This window comes from Minwuia sp. (assembly GCF_048007105.1).
Lineage (GTDB): Bacteria > Pseudomonadota > Alphaproteobacteria > Minwuiales > Minwuiaceae > Minwuia.
Genome location: NZ_CP180352.1, coordinates 3,746,887 through 3,763,812, shown reverse-complemented (window position 1 = coordinate 3,763,812; position 16,926 = coordinate 3,746,887). Strand labels below are relative to the sequence as shown.

General features: G+C 66.7%; 13 protein-coding genes and 5 pseudogenes. 9 read left to right on the top strand and 9 right to left on the bottom strand.

Annotation, left to right across the window (positions count from 1 at the left end; all coding sequences use genetic code 11):
• Positions 1 to 31: 31 nt before the first annotated feature.
• From ftsY to hemB, 6 genes and pseudogenes are all read right to left on the bottom strand, one after another.
• Positions 32 to 970, bottom strand: a complete 939-nt coding sequence (gene ftsY, locus ACMVY4_RS18260) for a signal recognition particle-docking protein FtsY (protein WP_416897399.1) — start codon at positions 968 to 970, stop codon at positions 32 to 34.
• Positions 970 to 2,214, bottom strand: coding sequence for a tRNA (N(6)-L-threonylcarbamoyladenosine(37)-C(2))-methylthiotransferase MtaB (mtaB, locus tag ACMVY4_RS18255; RefSeq protein WP_416897398.1), 1,245 nt, complete (start codon positions 2,212 to 2,214; stop codon positions 970 to 972). Before mtaB ends, ftsY begins: the two co-directional genes overlap by 1 nt.
• A complete protein-coding gene (gene dapF, locus ACMVY4_RS18250) occupies positions 2,211 to 3,062 on the bottom strand; it encodes a diaminopimelate epimerase (RefSeq protein ID WP_416897397.1) in 852 nt (283 codons plus the stop codon). The genes mtaB and dapF overlap by 4 nt, the downstream gene beginning before the upstream one ends.
• Positions 3,063 to 3,114: 52 nt before the next feature.
• Positions 3,115 to 3,903: an SDR family NAD(P)-dependent oxidoreductase gene (locus tag ACMVY4_RS18245; RefSeq protein ID WP_416897396.1), complete on the bottom strand. Its 789-nt coding sequence runs from the start codon at positions 3,901 to 3,903 to the stop codon at positions 3,115 to 3,117.
• 51 nt (positions 3,904 to 3,954) lie between these two features.
• The gene (locus ACMVY4_RS18240; RefSeq protein WP_416897395.1) at positions 3,955 to 4,563 is read right to left on the bottom strand and encodes a Panacea domain-containing protein; all 609 of its coding nucleotides are present in this window, start codon (positions 4,561 to 4,563) and stop codon (positions 3,955 to 3,957) included.
• Between the two features lie 35 nt (positions 4,564 to 4,598).
• Positions 4,599 to 5,592 (bottom strand): annotated as a pseudogene (gene hemB / locus ACMVY4_RS18235) (porphobilinogen synthase).
• An 86-nt stretch (positions 5,593 to 5,678) separates the two neighbouring features.
• Here hemB and ACMVY4_RS18230 point away from each other — a divergent pair.
• The 5 genes and pseudogenes from ACMVY4_RS18230 to ACMVY4_RS18210 form a co-directional block, all read left to right on the top strand.
• Positions 5,679 to 5,909, top strand: a pseudogene (locus ACMVY4_RS18230) (hypothetical protein); the annotation flags it as partial.
• Positions 5,910 to 5,983: 74 nt separating this feature from the next.
• A pseudogene (locus ACMVY4_RS18225) lies at positions 5,984 to 7,258 on the top strand (molybdopterin-dependent oxidoreductase); the annotation flags it as partial.
• A 21-nt stretch (positions 7,259 to 7,279) separates the two neighbouring features.
• Complete coding sequence (locus tag ACMVY4_RS18220) at positions 7,280 to 7,924, top strand: molybdopterin dinucleotide binding domain-containing protein (protein WP_416900346.1); 645 nt, start codon at positions 7,280 to 7,282, stop codon at positions 7,922 to 7,924.
• Complete coding sequence (locus ACMVY4_RS18215) at positions 7,921 to 8,709, top strand: enoyl-CoA hydratase/isomerase family protein (RefSeq protein ID WP_416897394.1); 789 nt, start codon at positions 7,921 to 7,923, stop codon at positions 8,707 to 8,709. Before ACMVY4_RS18220 ends, ACMVY4_RS18215 begins: the two co-directional genes overlap by 4 nt.
• 118 nt (positions 8,710 to 8,827) lie before the next feature.
• Positions 8,828 to 10,279, top strand: coding sequence for a M81 family metallopeptidase (locus ACMVY4_RS18210; protein WP_416897393.1), 1,452 nt, complete (start codon positions 8,828 to 8,830; stop codon positions 10,277 to 10,279).
• A gap of 3 nt (positions 10,280 to 10,282) precedes the next feature.
• Here ACMVY4_RS18210 and ACMVY4_RS18205 read toward each other — a convergent pair whose 3' ends face one another.
• The 3 genes from ACMVY4_RS18205 to ACMVY4_RS18195 all read right to left on the bottom strand — a co-directional run bounded on the left by ACMVY4_RS18205 (position 10,283) and on the right by ACMVY4_RS18195 (position 13,556).
• Positions 10,283 to 11,602, bottom strand: a complete 1,320-nt coding sequence (locus ACMVY4_RS18205) for a Rieske 2Fe-2S domain-containing protein (protein WP_416897392.1) — start codon at positions 11,600 to 11,602, stop codon at positions 10,283 to 10,285.
• A gap of 66 nt (positions 11,603 to 11,668) precedes the next feature.
• Positions 11,669 to 12,544 (bottom strand): hypothetical protein, encoded by an 876-nt coding sequence (locus ACMVY4_RS18200; RefSeq protein ID WP_416897391.1) that lies wholly within the window; start codon positions 12,542 to 12,544, stop codon positions 11,669 to 11,671.
• Between the two features lie 88 nt (positions 12,545 to 12,632).
• Positions 12,633 to 13,556, bottom strand: a complete 924-nt coding sequence (locus ACMVY4_RS18195) for a ketopantoate reductase family protein (RefSeq protein WP_416897390.1) — start codon at positions 13,554 to 13,556, stop codon at positions 12,633 to 12,635.
• Between the two features lie 98 nt (positions 13,557 to 13,654).
• On the opposite strand from ACMVY4_RS18195, the gene ACMVY4_RS18190 reads away from it, so the two are divergent.
• The 4 genes and pseudogenes from ACMVY4_RS18190 (at position 13,655) to ACMVY4_RS18175 (ending at position 16,876) form a co-directional block, all read left to right on the top strand.
• Positions 13,655 to 14,287 carry a biliverdin-producing heme oxygenase gene (locus ACMVY4_RS18190; RefSeq protein ID WP_416897389.1) on the top strand — a complete coding sequence of 211 codons (633 nt, stop codon included), beginning with the start codon at positions 13,655 to 13,657 and terminating at the stop codon, positions 14,285 to 14,287.
• Positions 14,284 to 15,543, top strand: a pseudogene (locus ACMVY4_RS18185) (GAF domain-containing protein); the annotation flags it as partial. The gene ACMVY4_RS18190 and the pseudogene ACMVY4_RS18185, both read left to right, overlap by 4 nt.
• A pseudogene (locus tag ACMVY4_RS18180) lies at positions 15,497 to 15,727 on the top strand (hypothetical protein); the annotation flags it as partial. The pseudogenes ACMVY4_RS18185 and ACMVY4_RS18180, both read left to right, overlap by 47 nt.
• Before the next feature lie 33 nt (positions 15,728 to 15,760).
• Positions 15,761 to 16,876 carry an HWE histidine kinase domain-containing protein gene (locus ACMVY4_RS18175; protein ID WP_416900345.1) on the top strand — a complete coding sequence of 372 codons (1,116 nt, stop codon included), beginning with the start codon at positions 15,761 to 15,763 and terminating at the stop codon, positions 16,874 to 16,876.
• Positions 16,877 to 16,926: the final 50 nt, after the last annotated feature.

Genomic DNA, 16,926 nt, shown 5'->3' with positions numbered 1-16,926 from the left:
GCGTTTCTTCGTCACGGCGGCATCAGTCAATTCAGTCTCCCAGTCCGCAGAGCGCGCGGGCGAAATCGCGGCCGTCGAAGGGCTTCAGGTCTTCGGCCTGCTCGCCGACGCCGACATAGTGCACCGGCAACCGGAACTTCTCGGCAACCGCGACCAGAACGCCACCGCGCGCGGTGCCGTCCAGCTTGGTCATTACGAGCCCGGTGACGTTGCAGACCTGTTGGAACACCTCGACCTGATTGACCGCGTTCTGACCGGTGGTGGCGTCGAGGACCAGCAGCACCGAATGCGGCGCCGTGTCGTCCTGCTTCTTCAGCACACGGATGATCTTCTCCAGTTCGGCCATCAGATTGGCCTTGTTCTGCAGCCGCCCGGCGGTGTCGATCAGCAGCAGGTCGGCGCCTTCGGCCTTCGCCGCCTTCAGCGCATCAAATGCCAGGCCGGCCGCATCGGCGCCCTGGTCGCGCGCGACGACGGTCGAGCCGGTGCGTTCGCCCCATATCTTCAGCTGCTCGATGGCGGCGGCCCTGAAGGTGTCGCCGGCGCAGAGCATTACCCTGCGGCCGCTGTCGGTCTCGTGGCGCGCGATCTTGCCGATTGTCGTGGTCTTGCCGACGCCGTTGACGCCGACCACCAGCACCACATGCGGCTTTGCGCCGGCCTGGATCTCCAGCGGGACCGCCACGGGGTTCAGCACCTTGGCGACCTCGTCTGCCAGCGCTTCGCGGATCTCCTGGTCGGTGACGTCCTTGTTGTAGCGGCTGTCGGCAATGGCACTCGAGATCTTCGCCGCGGCCTGCACACCCAGATCGGCGCGGATCAGGATCTCTTCCAGTTCCTCGATCGCCTCGTCGTCGAGTTTCCGCCTGGTGAAGATGGCGCCGATATTGTCGGTGAGCTGGCTCGCCGACTTGCGCAGGCCCGAGGTGAGTCTGCCGAACCAGCTTCGCTTCTCGCCGCTGTCCGCCATCAGGCCGCCTCCGCCACCAGCGTTTCGCCTTCGACCGCGACGCCGCGGGCGCGGACCAGCGCACCGGGCTCGGCCTCGCGGTTCAGTCTCACGGCTGCGAAATGGGCGGAGTGGCCGCGCAGATCACGCTCAACCAAAACATCGACTTCACGCCCTATCTGACTCGAAAGATGAGACAATACGGCCTTTGTCCCAGCTTCTCGCAGCCGTGCGGCGCGCTCCTTCCGGACAGCCTTGTCGACGGGCGGCATCTTCGCCGCCGGCGTGCCGGGCCGTTCGGAATAGGGGAAGACGTGCAGCCAGGTGAGACCGCAATCCGCCACCAGATCCAGCGTGTTCCGGAACATGGCGTCGGTCTCGGTCGGGAAGCCGGCGATCAGGTCGGCACCGAAGACGATGTCGGGCCGGACCGACCGCGCCCGCTCGCAGAAGCGGATGGCGTCGCCGCGGCTGTGACGGCGCTTCATCCGCTTCAGGATCATGTCGTCGCCGGCCTGCAGCGACAGGTGCAGATGCGGCATCAGACGCGGCTCCTCGGCGATCAGCCGCCAGAGATCCTCGTCCACCTCGACCGGATCGATCGAGGAGAGCCGCAGCCGCTCCAGTTCCGGCACCGAAGCCAGCAGCCGCCGGCAGAGCTGGCCCAGCGTCGGACGGCCGGGCAGGTCCGGCCCGTAGGAGGTGATGTCGACGCCGGTCAGAACGATCTCCTTCACGCCCTGACCGACCAGCTTGCGCGCCTCGCCGACGACCTGACCGATGGGCGCCGAGCGGGAATTGCCGCGGCCATAAGGGATGATGCAGAAGGTGCAGCGGTGGTCGCAGCCGTTCTGGACCTGAAGGAAGGCCCGCGCGCGGCCATCGAAGCCTTCGATCAGGTGCCCGGCGGTCTCCTCGACCGTCATGATGTCGTCGACCAGCACGGGCTCGTTGCGGCCCTTCAGGAAGGCGGCGGCGTCCAGCTTCTCACGGTTGCCGACGACGCGGCTGACTTCGGGCATCGCCGTCCAGTTCTCGGGGGCGATCTGCGCAGCGCAGCCGGTGACGACGATCTCGGCCTCGGGCCGTTCCCGGCGCAGCTTGCGGATCGCCTGCCGTGCCTGCCGCTCGGCCTCGGTGGTAACGGCGCAGGTGTTCACGACGATCACGTCCTCGCGGCCGCGCAGGGTCTCGTGGCCGCGGATGACCTCGCTCTCATAGGCGTTCAGGCGGCAGCCGAAGGTGACGATCTCGGGCCCGTTCATGCCGTGGCCCCGTTCAGCATCTCCGCCGCGATCTCGCCACGGTAGCTGTAGGCGGCGGCGCCGGTCATCAGGATCTCGCCGGTCGGGTTCATGTCGAGGAACAGCGGGCCGCCATCCAGGTCGATACGGGTCTCGCCATCGACCAGACCGCGCTTGCGGGCCGCGGCATAGGTGGCGCAGGTGCCCGAACCGCAGGCCTGGGTGATCCCGGCGCCGCGTTCGTAGACGCGGAGCCGGATCGAGCCGTCATCGCGCAGGCTGGCGACCGAGCAGTTCACACGGTCCGGGAAAAGCGCGTGGCTCTCGACCAGAGGGCCGACCGCTTCGAGTGGCACGGCCTCGGCGTCGTCGACGAAGAAGACCGCATGCGGGTTGCCCATGGAGAGCGCCACCGGATCGGACAGGGTGCAGCCTTCTGCCGTGACCGAAAGATCGACATGCAGCGTATCCATTTCGCGGGCCAGCGGCACCATGCGCCAGTCGAAATCCGGCTTCCCCATGTTGACGGTGATCAGGCCGCTATCCGCAGCTTCGGCATGCAGCAGACCGCCCGGGCTGTCGATGGTCACTGCCGACTTGCCGCTTTCCTCCAGCAGCAGCCGACCGACGCAGCGGGTGCCGTTGCCGCAGGCGCCCGCGCCGGAACCATCGGAGTTGTCGATCCTCATGTAGCAGTCGGCGTCGCGGCTCGGTAGCAGGGTCAGCAACTGGTCGAATCCCACGCCGCGCCGCCGGTCGCCAAGCGCACGGATGATCTCCGGCGTCAGGCCGATATCGGCCTGCCGGGCATCCAGCACGACGAAGTCGTTGCCGAGACCGTGCATCTTGATGAAGGGCAGCGCGTTCATGGTGCGCCTTATATGGGCGGAGGGGCCGCCCTGTCCACGCTGGCGCGGGGCTTCAGCCCATCCGCATGCCGCCGGAAATCGTCAGCGTCTGACCGGTCATCCCGTCGGACTCCGCCGAGCCGAGATAGACGGCCAGATGGGCGATCTCGACCGGCTGCAGCATACGCCCGATCGGGACCCGTCCGACCAGCGCCGTCTGCAGTTGTTCAACGCTGACGCCGAGGATCTCGGCATGGTCGTCGAACTGGTCGATCATGTCGGTCTCGACGAAGCCCGGGCAGATGGCGTTGATGTTCACCTTGTCCCTGGCGTGCTCCAGCGCCGCGCAGCGGGTCATGCCGACGACGGCGTGCTTGGACGTGTTGTAGGCGGACTGGTTCAGGCTCTCCCACTTGCCCGCGGTCGAGGCGATGTTGACGATCTTGCCGCCGCCCGCAGCCGCCATATGGCGGAGCGCGAACTGCATCATGTGAAAGACGCCATAGGTGTTGACCTTCATGATCCGGTCGAAGGTCTCGGGGTCGTAGTCGACGAAACGGCTGGCCTTGTAGATGCCGGCATTGTTGACCAGCACGTCCAGCCCGCCCAGTCCTTCGACGGCGCGCTGGACCATGGCCTCGCACTGGGCGCGGTCGGCGACATCCGCGGCCAGTGTCAGGACCCTGGCGCCGGCGCTGACGCAGTCGGCCAGCGTGTCGCCGAGCTGTTCCAGCCCGGTCGCAGTCAGCAGCAGATCGGCGCCTTCCTCGGCATAGCGGAAGGCGATGGCGCGGCCGATTCCGCGGCTGGCGCCGGTGATCAGCGCGCGGCGGCCGGCGAGGCGGCCCTTGCGTTCGGTCATGATGGTCTCCCCCTGATGCCGCGGCAGTCTGATCGGGCCGCGGCGACGGGGTCAATAGATGCGCTTCTTCGGCATCCAGCGCTGTACCGGCTTGCCGCCGGTGATCACCCGCGGCACGCCCTCGGGCAGTTCCCGGTCCATGTCGGGTTGCGGCGCAGGCTTCTGCGGTGCGGCGGTCCGCTTCGGCGCTTTCTTCGAGGTCCCGCCGCCCAGAAACAGCTTGCGGTAGGCGTCGGCCATCATCTCCAGCGGGATCTCGGCATCGGGCGCAGCCTCGCGGACCGTGGCGAAGATGCCGTCGGTCTCGATGAAGGATTCCAGCTGTTCGATCGGCAGGGCGCCGAACTTTGTCATGATCAGCTTCATGCAGGCTTCGGCGCGGGAGTCGATCTCCTTCTGGCCGATCAGGTCGCCGGCATGTTCGAGGACGGGATAAAGATTCGGATCCGCCGGACCCAGCGATCCGGCGATGAACCGGCTCGGGGCCAGGGGCCGGCCGTCATTCGCCGCCGCGTAGAGCCCCTGCGCCATGTAGAGCAGGTGCTGCAGCTTCCGGGGCTGCAGGCGCACGCCGTCGGCCTTCGCGGCCTCGGTGAACCAGTGGGCCGCGGCGATGGTCGATTTCAGGGCGGTCTTGCGGAAGCTGGGCGTCTCGGACATGCGGCGGATGATCCGCCAACATGGTGAATGCGGGGTTAAGCCCCGGCCTTGATCCGCTTCGCGGCCTCGACGGCGAAATAGGTCAGCACGCCGTCGCAACCGGCGCGCTTGAAGCCCAGCAGGCTCTCCATCATCACCTTCTCGCCGTCCAGCCAGCCATTGGCAGCGGCGCCGGCCAGCATCGCGTACTCGCCGGAGACCTGATAGGCGAAGGTCGGCATGCGGAAGGCGTCCTTCACCCGCCAGCAGAGGTCGAGATAGGGCATGCCCGGCTTGACCATGACCATGTCCGCACCCTCGGCGATGTCCATCGCGACTTCCCGCAGGGCCTCGTCGCCATTGGCCGGGTTCATCTGATAGGTCGCCTTGGTCGCCTTGCCGAGATTCGCCTTGGAGCCGATGGCGTCGCGGAAGGGGCCGTAGAAGGCCGAAGCGTACTTGGCCGCATAGGCCATGATCTGGGTGTTGTGGTGGCCGTTCGCCTCCAGCGCCTCGCGGATGGCGCCGATTTCGGCCGTCCATCATGTCCGAGGGCGCGATCACGTCGCAGCCGGCCTCGACCTGGTTCAGCGCCTGCTGGATCAGCACCTCGACCGTGATGTCGTTCTGTACGTAGTTGTCGCGGATCAGACCGTCATGGCCATGGCTGGTGAAGGGGTCGAGCGCCGCATCGCAGAGCACGCCGACTTCGGGCAGGGCCGCCTTCAGCGCCCGGACCGAACGGCAGACGATATTGTCGGGATTGGTGGCCTCGGTGCCTTCCTCGTTCTTCCGGTCCGGGTCGATGGCCGGGAAGATGGCGACCAGCGGTACGCCGAGTTCGCCTGCCTCGCCGACTGCGTCGACCAGGCTGGAAAGCGACTGCCGCTTCACGCCGGGCATCGAAGCGATCTCGACCGGGTCATCGCCGTCATGCACGAAGACCGGCCAGATCAGGTCGGCGGCGGTGAGCACGTTCTCCGCCACCAGCCGTCTCGACCAGTCCTCGGCCCGGTTGCGGCGCATGCGGACCCGCGGATAGGCGGACATGGGCAGATCGCTGCGTTCGACCTCGGCGGGTCCCGGGCGGCGGAAGGGAAGGGGCTTTTCGCTCATGGCCTTAGAATCCAGCTCGCTTGATTGCTGGCGGCAGCATAGTCCAGCATCGGGCCGCCGGCAAAGACGGCAGCGTCACAGGAAGGAGCAGCGCTTTGGCGGAAATCAGGAAGGCGGCCTATTGCGCCCAGTGCCGCTCCCGCTGCGGCTGCACGGCGGTCGTTGCGGACGGCCGGCTGATGACGATCGAACCCGATCCGTCGCATCCGAGCGGCAAGGCGTTGTGCCCGAAAGGCAAGGCGTCGCCGGAACTCGTCTACCATCCCGACCGCCTGCTGCATCCGATGCGGCGCGTCTCGCCGAAGGGTGAAGGGCCGGCGAATGGAAGCGCATCACCTGGGACGAGGCGCTGGACGAGATCGCGGCCAGGATGTCGGCGATCCGGGATGAACATGGGCCCGAACAGGTTGCCTTCGGGGTCACGACGCCGAGCGGAACGCACATCTCCGACGCCATTCACTGGATCGAGCGCTTCATCCGCGGCTTCGGCAGTCCGAACACGATCTACTCGACCGAGATCTGCAACTGGCACAAGGATGTCGCTTCCCGTTTCACCTATGGCTGGGACATCGGCACGCCCGACTTTGCCAATACCGACTGCGCGCTGATCTGGGGCCATAACCCGGCGACGACGTGGCTGGCGCGGTCGATGGAGCTGCGGGCGGCGCGGGAGCGGGGGGCGAAGACCGTAGTCGTCGAGCCGCGCCGGACCCTCTACGCCAGGCGCGCCGACTGCTGGCTCCGCGTCCGGCCCGGCACCGACCAGGCGCTTGCACTGGGGCTGATCCGGTTGCTGCTGGAGGAACGGCGCTACGACGAGGCCTTCGTCCGGGACTGGACCAATGCAGCGTGGCTCGTCGGCGACGACGGACATCCGACGCGCGCTGGCGATCTGGAGGCAGAAGAGACCGTTCTTTCGAAATTGCGCGAGGCCGTCGATCCATGGACGCCGGACCGCGTCGCGACCGAGACCGGGGTCCCGGAGGACCGGCTGCGGGAGGCAGTGCGGATCCTGAGCGAGGCGGAGAGCGTTGCCTATTACTGCTGGAACGGCGTCGGGCAGAGCGTTACCGCGACCCAGACCGACCGGGCGATCTCGATCCTCTACAGCCTGTTGGGTCACTACGGCTCGAAGGGCGGCAACATTCCCGGCGCCGCCGCGGTCTTCAATGATATCTCCGGTCAGGACCTGCTGACGGAGACGCAGCGGGTCAGGTCGCTCGGGCTTGCCGAACGGCCGCTCGGACCGGGGCGGGGCGGCTGGGTGACTGCGCGCGATACCTACCGCGCCATCCTGGACGGGGAACCCTATCCGGTGCGGATGCTGGTTTCCTTCGGCGGCAATCTGCTGTCTTCGCAGCCTGATTCAGAAATGGCCCGTAAGGCACTGTGCAAAATGGATTTTCATGTCCACACCGATTTCTTTTTGAACGACGCGGCACAGTATGCGGACATCGTCCTTCCGGCGGCGACGGCGTGGGAGCGGGAAGGCCTGAGGACCGGCTTCGATGCCAGTCTGAAGGGTCTCCGCCGGGTTCAGTTGCGTCAAGCGGTGGTAAGCCCGCTCGGCGAGGCGCGGAGCGATATCGACATCGTCCTGGATCTGTCGCGCCGTCTGAGCATGGCCGATGTCATGTTTGGTTGCGACGCCGACACGGGCTATGCCCACATGCTCGCACCGTCGGGCGTGTCGCTGGAAGAGCTGCGCGCCAGCCCGGAAGGTGTCGAGGTGAATGGCCGGGTGAAGGAGAAGCCGCATCTGGATGGCGGCTTCCCGACGCCGAGCGGCGTGATCGAGATCTGGTCGGAGACGTTGATGGCGGCGGGGCAGAAGCCGCTGCCCGCCCTCGATCCCGGCGAACTGCCGTCGTCACCGGATGCGGCCTATCCGCTGCGTCTCGGCTGCGCCAAGACCGTCGCCTACTGCCACAGCCAGGGCCGCAACCAGCCCTCGCTCCGGAAGCTCACGCCGGACCCGGTCGCGGAGATGGCGCCCGAGACGGCCGCCGCGCGCGGCATCGGGGCGGACGACTGGATCGAGATCGAGACGCCGGACGGTGTCTTTGCGGCCCGCGCCAAGCTGGTGGAGGATCACACGCCGGACGCGGTCTTCGCCCAGCATGGCTGGACCGGCGACGCCGCGGGTCGGACGATGAACATGAACAGGGCGGTCTCGACGCGCAGGTCTGACCCGGTCAGCGGCTCAATTCCGCTCCGGGCCTCCTGGTGCGAGGTGCGCCGGATCGGAAACGGGGAGAACCGATGAGCTACAACACCATGAGTTTCGAGGTGGACGGCAATGTCGCCGTCGCCACCTTCAATCGCCCGGACGCCGCCAACGCGCTCAATCTGGAAATGTCGGAGGACCTGTTCGACGTCGCCGTCCGCTGCGACGAGGACCCGGCGATCCGCGCCGTCGTCTTCACGGGCGCGGGAAAGATGTTCTCGGCCGGCGGCGACATCGCTTTCTTCGGCAAGCAGGACAGCCTGCCGGCCATGGTCAAGAAGATGACGCTCTTCCTGCACGGCGCCATCAGCCGCCTGAACCGCATGGACCCGCCCGTGATCTGCGCCGTCAACGGCACCGCCGCGGGCGCGGGCTTCAGCTTCGCCGCCCAGGGCGACATCGTCATGGCCGCCGAGAGCGCCAAGTTCACCAGCGCCTATTCCCGGCTCGGCGTCTCGCCCGACGGTTCGTCCAGCTACTTCGTGCCGCGGCGCATCGGCACCAAGCGGGCGCTGGACCTGATGCTGACCAACCGGGTGCTCTCCGCGGAAGAGGCGCGGGACTGGGGTCTGGTCGACTACGTCCATCCCGACGCGGCGCTGATGGACGAGACCATGAAGCTCGCACATGCGCTGGCCGCCGGACCGACGAAGGCCTATGGCCGGATCAAGAACCTGATCCACGAAAGCCTGAACGAGACCCTGGAAAGCCAGATGGAGCGCGAGACCGTCGGCATCGCCGAAGGCATGCGCTCGGCCGACGGTCAGGAGGGCATCGCCGCCTTCCTCGCCAAGCGGAAGCCCGAGTTCACGGGGCAGGGCTGAACCGCCATCGGACGTCTGTGTTTGCGATTGGCTGTCTTTCCTGATCCCGGCTCGTGGGCCGGGATGACGTAGTGGCCTGAGGGTCGATCCGGAGCGTGACCCGGGGAAGGGAAACCGAATGAAGCTCTTCATGGCCTGTCTCGCAACCGAGACGAACACCTTCTCGCCCATGCCGACGGGACGGGCGACCTTCGAGGACGGCATGGTCGCCCATGGCGACGCGACGTCGAAGCGGCCGGGCGTCTTCTCCGCGCCGCTGCACGAGTGGCGCAGACTCGCAGAGGAAGCGGGATGGGAGGTGGTTGAGGGACTCTGCGCCTTCGCCCCGCCAAGCGGCACCACGGTCGGCCCGCTCTATGAGGAATATCGTGACGAGATCCTGGAAGGGCTGAAGGCGGCGATGCCGGTCGATGTAGTGCTGTTCAACCTTCACGGCGCGATGGTCGCGGATACCTGCGACGACTGCGAGGGTGATCTGCTGGCGCGCGCCCGCGAGATTGCCGGGCCGGACGTTGTGATCGGCGCGGAACTGGATCTGCATTTCCACCTGACGCAGCAGATGATGGACGCTGCCGACCTGCTAGTTTCCTACAAGGAATATCCGCATGTCGATATTCCCGACCGGGCGCGGGACCTGTTCCGGCTGGGGGCGCGGACAGCGGCGGAGATTCGCCCGGTGATGCGGGATTTCGACTGCAGCATGGTCAACATGTACGAGACGCCGAAAGAGCCCATGCGCGGCCTGGTGGACCGGATGCTGGCGCGCGAGGGCGAGGGCGGGGTGCTGTCGCTCTCCATCGCGCATGGCTTCCCCTGGGGCGATGTCGAACGGGTCGGCACGCGCACGCTCTGCATCGCCGATGGCGACGCGGCGCTGGCGCAGAAGGAGGCGGAGGCGCTTGGGCGGGAGCTGTTCGGTCTGCGCGAGGAACTCCGCATTCGCTATCCGGACATCGAAACCGCGATCGACCGCGCGGAAGCCGCCAGTGTGGGGCCGGTGGTACTGGCGGACACGGCGGACAATGCCGGTGGCGGCGCGCCGGGCGATTCCACCTATGTGCTGGAAGCGCTGATCCGGCGCAGGATCACCAACGTCGCGACCGGGCTCTACTACGACCCGATGGCCGTCCGCGCCTGTGAGGAAGCCGGCGAGGGGGCGACGCTCCGACTCCGTGTCGGCGGCAAGATGGGCGAGGCCTCCGGCCTGCCCGTCGATCTGACGGCGGAGGTGGTGGCAATCCGGAAGGGCCTGACCATGCGGTTTGGCGAAATCCCGGTACCGCTCGGCACGGCTGTCTGGCTGTACTCAGCCGGAATCGACCTGCTGCTGAACACGGTCAGGACGCAGGTGTTTCACCCGGAGGCCTTCGAGCAGATGGGAATTCGCCTGTCCGAGCGCCGCATCGTCGTCGTGAAGTCGTCCCAGCACTTCTATGCCGGTTTCGCGCCCATCGCCTCGGAGGTGATCCACATGGCGACCCCGGGCACCTGCACGCCAGACTTCGCCGCGATCCCCGTCACGAAACGCGATGGCGCCTTCTGGCCGCGGGATGAGGGCGTGACGCTCTGACGACTATTCCGCGGCCTCGCGCCCCGGCAGCAGGCCGGGCGCGACGGCGAGGTCGTGGCCGAAACGCTCCTTCACGACGTCGAGGAAGGGCTGAGCCTCAGGTGCGACGGCGCCACCGGAGTGGCAGGCATAGGCCTCGGGCCGGCTGACCTCGACCGGTTCGATGCCCTGTTGCAACTCCTTGGCCCGTTTCAGGATCAGCTTGCGGAAGCGGACCACACCTTCGTCGGACGGTGTGAGCGTTTCCCGGTCGCGTTTCGCGATTCGGCCCTGGCTGTCCTGGATTGCGGCGTCCTGTTCCGACAGGCCGGTGATGCCCATGAACAGCCGCGTCTTCTGCGCCTCGCGGTCGAGCAGGTATTCGTTGCCGCGGTTGCGGTGCGGGAAGTAGTTCTCGTCCACCATGGCGTGAACGCTGCGCCCGCCCTCGTAGCGGTCGAGTTCGTCCCGGCTGATCGGCCGGTCGTCGCACCAGGTGACGGTGAAGATCCAGCAGTTCTCGTCGTCGATCGGCATCCAGCTCTGTGCCGCGTAGGGTTCGCCGGGAAAGGTGCCGGGGGCGAGCGAGTGGTTCGGCATCATGAACTGGCTGATCCGCCAGTAGGTCTCGCCGGGATCGGCGCGGCGCGCGCCGCCCATGATCAGGCCGGCGGGCGTGTCCTCGACGATGAAGTCGGGCGCGCCGTCCTCGTGAATCCATTCCTGGCGCTTGTCGAGATAGACCGGCTTGCCGGTACCCTCTCGCGAAAGGACCTTGTGGACGTAGGAGAAGTGGGCCGTGTCGATGGCGCCTTCCAGCGCCTGGGCCCAGTTGCACTCCTGCAGCTTCTTGGAGATGTAGCGGTTCTCCGGCGGCACCAGCGCCCATTCGACCAGCGGCAGTTCGGGCGCCGCATCCGGTTCCCCGAACCAGGCCCAGATCTGCCCGCCGTATTCGCGGCAGGGATAGGAGCGGATGCGGGTCGTCTTCATGATGTTGTCGCGGGCGCGGCCCGGCTTCATGTTCGGGATATCGACGCAGCTTCCGTTGGCGTCGAACTTCCAGCCGTGATAGACGCAGCGCAGGCCGCACGCCTCGTTGCGGCCGAAATAGAGATCGGCGCCGCGGTGGGCGCAGCGAGGTTCGACCAGGCCGACCTTGCCGTCGCTCTGGCGGAACAGCAGCAGGTCCTCGCCCATCAGCGTCATGCGCTTCGGCGGTTCGTCCACATCGGCGACTTCCTCTGCCAGCGCGATGGGCTGCCAGAAGCGGCGGAACAGATCGCCCATCGGCGTCCCCGGTCCGGTGAGCGTCAGAAGATCGTTGTCTTCCCGTGAAAGCATGGCGTTCGTCCTCCCCGATGAGGAGGATAACACCGGACGCGGCCGGTTCGGAACATGCGACCCATCTCAGCCGCCATCGTGTTCGATGGGCACCACAATCGTACCCGGCGGCGCGGCGCTCAGCGCCGCCTTGAACAGCGTCAGATCGGTCTCGCCGTATCTTCTGCCGTCTTCATCCTCGATCATCTTGACCGGCAGGTATTGCCAGGTCCCGCGCAGATCCACGAAGGCCTGCGGCTCCGCGGCTTCGGTCCCGTTGTTCAGGATCTTCAGCATCTGGTCCGGTGAAAAAGCCGGATCACTATCCTCGGGCGGCGGTGGCGGTTCGACGAGAGTCCGGTAACCCTTTCCGCCGCATCGCGGGCACGGCGTCGCATTGTCGTTTGCATTGCGAGCCGCAGCGGTAAGGCGCAAAGCCCTGGGGAGGACGAAGGATTCCGGGGGAATTTCCCCTTTGCCGTCACAGTTTGCGCAAGGAGCCTGCTCTCGAGGCCAATCATCGACGTGAATTTCAGTGAAGAGGTCGACGAAGCGGCCGCCGACATCGAACGAATTGAATTTCCACTCCGGATTGTATGGCGAACTTCCGACGATCAGGTCGTCTTCAATTCGGTATTCTTCGCCCACATATGCCGCGGTTCTGTTCAGTTCGGCGGCGAGGCTGTTGAGTGTCGGTTCGTCAGGTACGGCTGCGCCGTCGCGCAGGCGGAGTTCGTAGACCGCCTGATCTGCCGTCATGCGCCAGACCTGAGGCTCGACGGGTTCCGGCGGGTTCGACGGATCATGGTTGCTCTTCAGGTAGTCTTCCGGCTCCAGGTCCTGCATGTGTCGGCCGACGTAACCTTCCAGGGCGACCATGACCTCGTAGTAGAGTGTCCCGTTGTCGCCACGATCCTTTCGCGGGTCTTCCGCCAGCATGACGTAGGTGATCGTCGCGCCCATCGATCATCTCCTGATTGCAAAAAACTCACGCCAACACGTAATGCATTTGAGAACATAATGCAAACATGATTGAGCCGATGCAGGCGGGTCACCCGGGCGCGCCGTCCCTGTATGGCAGCAGGGCCGCGTAAATCGTTCGGCACACGGGTGTGTCGATGCCATGCTCGCGGCCCAGGCGGACGATGCAGCCGATGCCGGCCTCCAGCTCCAGCCGTCGTCCGTTCTCCAGATCGACCAGGGTCGAGGACCTTGCGTCGGTCGGCATGGTGTCGAGGCTGGCGATCAGATTGGCGGTGCGGTCTTCCGGCAGCGGCACACCGGCGGCCGCGGACACGGCGGCGGCCTCGTCGACGATGTTCTGGAACAGCTCCCGCAGTTCCGGGATGCGCCGGACCTCGCCAATGGGCTGGCGGCTGAGCGTGGTCGTGCCGCTGGAGGCCGACCAGGCGGCGAACTTCATCCACATCTCGCGCACGGCATTGTCGGTGACGCGGGCGTCGATGCCGGCGCGTCCGCAGGCGGGGACGAAGGCGTCGAGCGTAGGCGTGACGCCCTTCCGGGCCTGTCCGAGCGTGATCGAGGCGGCGGATCCCTTGTGGGTGATTTCGCCCGGCGCCGTGACGTTGGAGGGAACATAGGTCAGGCCGGGTACGATGTGCCGTTCGCCGAGAAGTTCGCCCAGCCGCGCCGGCGCCTCGACACCGTTCAGCACCGGGATCACGGCGGTGGTGTCGTGCATCAGCGCCCGGCATCCTGCCGCCGCCTGGTCGAGATCGTAGGTCTTCACGCACATCAGCACGACGTCAGCGGGACCGATCGAGGCCGGGTCGTCGGTCGCCGTTACCGGCGAGATGCAGCGGTCGCCCAGCGCGGTACGGACACGGAGACCGTCGCGCCGCATCGCTTTCAGATGCGCGCCTCGGGCGATGAAGCTCACCCGCTCCCCGGCATCTGCCAGCAGAGCCCCGAAAAAGCCGCCGAGACCCCCGGCGCCGAAAATGCAGATGTGCATGGTTTCTCCTTGCATGTCGGCCAGTCCGGGAACCTTGCTTGCCGAACGACGTTGCCCAACCGATAATCGGGTGAAACCGGGGCGAGCAAGACCAGTAGATGAAAAAGCGTACGTCCGGATCCCGGGGCGGGGATCCGCAGTCCGGCGCCACGGTCGCCGAGTCCAATCCGCCGACACAGTCGAACCGGCAGTTCCTCAGGACCGCCACAGCCGGTCAGCACACCGAGCTCGATGAATTGCTGGGTCAGATCGATCTTGGCGATCCCATGGGTTATCGGCAGTTTCTTGCCGCCCACGCCTGGTGGGGCGGCGTCGAGAGCTGGCTCACATCGAGCGGCATGACGACGCTTCTGCCTCAATGGACGGGTTTCTGCCGCGCGGGTGCGCTGACCGCGGATCTGACCTCTCTGGGCATGGTTGCGGCCACCACGACGGAATGGCCGCGCCGGCCCCTGCCGGTCGAGGGCCGGCAGCGTGACAGCGCGCTCTGGGGTGCCGCCTATGTGCTGGCCGGCGCCAGCCTGGGCGCGCGGTTCCTTCAGCGCCGGACGGCCGGGAAGACCGGCCGGCCCGATGCCTTCCTCTGCAGCGCCGATGCAACCCAGTGGCCGGACTTTGTTTCGGCGCTCGACAGCCACAGGCTCGACCGGCAGGTGGCTGCGGTCTGGGCGCGGGACGTCTTCGAGCTGGCGTTGTCCGTTGCCGCCCCGCCCAGGGTCGCCGCCGAATGACCGCGCATCCCGTCGATCTCACCAATTGCGACCGGGAGCCGATCCAGTTCCTCGGCCGCATCCAGTCCCACGGTTACCTGGTCGCTGTCTCGCGGGACTGGACTATCCGCTACCTTTCGGAAAACTGCGGTGAACTGTTCGGTGCGGCCGTTGAAGAGGTTCTCGGCGGTTCGGCGCGGCAGTGGTTTTCCACCCGGGCGGTGCACCGGATGGGCGGCATGCTGCAACTGATCGTCAACAGCGACCACGTCGAACACGCCTTCTCGGCACGGCTGTTCGACGATGACGACCGTACCTTCAACGTCGCGGTGCATGTCAGCGGCGAGTTCTATGTCATCGAGGTCGAACCCTGCGCGCCGCGGGCCGATCACGGGACATCCGCCTATGTCGGCAGCATGATCGACCGGCTCCGCGCCATCGCCGACATCCGGGAGATGGAGGACGCCGCCTGCCGCTTCATGCGCAGCCTGACCGGCTTCGACCGGGTCATGGTCTACCGGTTCATGGACGACGGGGTTGGCGAAGTCGTGGCCGAGTCCGTTGCCGAGGGCCGCGAGAGCTATCTGGGGCTGCGGTACCCGGCGAGCGACATCCCGGCGCAGGCGCGCGAGCTCTACCGGCGCAACATGATCCGCGTGATCGCCGATGCGTCCGACCCGGCGGTCGGAATTGTGGGGCAGAAGGGACAGGACGGTACGGGGCTGGACCTGTCGCACAGTGTCTTCCGCGCAGTCTCGGAGATCCATCTCGAATATCTCCGCAACATGGGCGTCGCGGCATCCTTCTCGGCGTCCATCCTGCGCGACGCCGATCTTGCCGGCCTGTTCGCCTGTCATCACTACCAGCCCCGCAACCTGCCGCTGGAGCGCCGTGCCGCGGTCGAGCTCTTCGCCCGCATGTTCTCGCATCTCCGCTTCCTGCGCGAGAACCAGCAGGTCCAGGCGCACCTGGAAAGGACCTTCGACCGTCAGTCGGAGCTGATGGACATGTTGCGCGACAGCCGTCCGGCGGCGGAACGCGCAGACATGCTGATCGAGCGACTGGCCGGTTTCGTCGATGCCGACGGCGTGGCGATGCATCTTGGCGGATATGTTCGACTTGCCGGCGAGACGCCGGGCGCAGAAGTCTGCGGCGAACTCGTCAGGCATCTGGCGGCGCGCGAGGCCGGCGAGATGTTCGTCACCGACCGGCTCGACGAGGATTTCCCGGATGCGCCGCACATTGCAGCCGATGTCGCCGGGGTACTGGCCGTACCTATTGCCGACGGCCAGGTCGGATTATGTGATGTTCCTGCGCAAGCCGGTGACCAGCGTCGTCCGCTGGGCCGGCAACCCGGAAAAGCCGGTACAGCGCGACTCTGGCGGCGACAGGCTCTCGCCGCGGCAGAGCTTTGCGGAATGGCGGGAAACGGTCCGTGGCCGCTCCGAACCCTGGAGCGCCTCGGATATCGCCACGGCGAAGCGGCTGCGGCTCGTGCTCTATGACATCGCCGTCCGGATGCGTGACGCCGTCGCGAAGGAGCGGGAGCGCCAGCAGGCGCATCAGGACATTCTGATCGCTGAACTGAACCACCGCGTCCGCAACATCCTCAACCTGATCCGGAACGTGATCGGCCAGACCGACGCGCGCGGCCTTACGGTCGCGCAGTTCAGCGAGGTCGTCAGCGGGCGGATCGAGGCAATGGCCCGCGCGCATGACCATATCGCCCGGCGTGGCTGGGAGGACGTGTCGCTCATGGCGCTACTGGAAACGGAGTTCTCTGCGTTCCTGGATGATGGCGATGCCGGACGCGTAACAGCCGAAGGACCGGCGGTCCGGCTGACCGCCGAGGCCTTCTCGACGATCTCCCTGGTCATCCACGAACTGCTGACGAACGCGGTCAAGCATGGCGCGCTGGCTGGAGCCGGGTCGGTGTCGATCGACTGGTCGCTGCAGCCGGAGGGGCTGGAACTGAACTGGCTGGAACACGGCGTGCCCGATCTCGCGCCGCCCGAACGCCGCGGCTTCGGCAGGACCGTGATCGAGCGGCTGATCCCGTTCGACCTCAAGGGCGAGGCCGAGATCGAGTTCGCGCCAGGCGGGCTCCGCTGCCGGTTCATTGTGCCCGACCTTCATCTGCGGCGCAGCGAAGGCGAGGCCCCGCGGAGCGCGCCCCGCATCTCGCCGACCCCGCGGCTGGCGGCTGCCGAGCGGCGGCAGACATCTCCTGCCGCGAAACAGGAAGGCAAGATCCTGATCGTCGAGGACAATCTGCTGATCGCGCTGGAGTATGAATCCATTGCCTTCAGGGCGGGGGTCGAGGAAGTGGTCACGGTCTCCGGCACGAAGGACGCTCTCCGCGCGGCCGAGGACCGGCAGCGGCTCGCCATCCTCGACATCAACCTCGGAACCGAAACGACGCTGCCGGTAGCCCGGCGCCTCCATGAACTCGGCGTGCCGCTGATCTTCGTGACCGGCTATGGCGAGGAACTGACCGAGAGCACGAAGGGGCTGGCCAAGAAGACATTTGCCAAACCGGTCGATAACGAGTTGCTTTTCGCTTCCATCGCGGAGATTCTTCGCGCGTCCGGCAAGTCAGATGACCCGTAGGGCCTGCGGTTCCGCCGCGCCGGCCTGTCCCGTCAAGAAGAACCAAGACC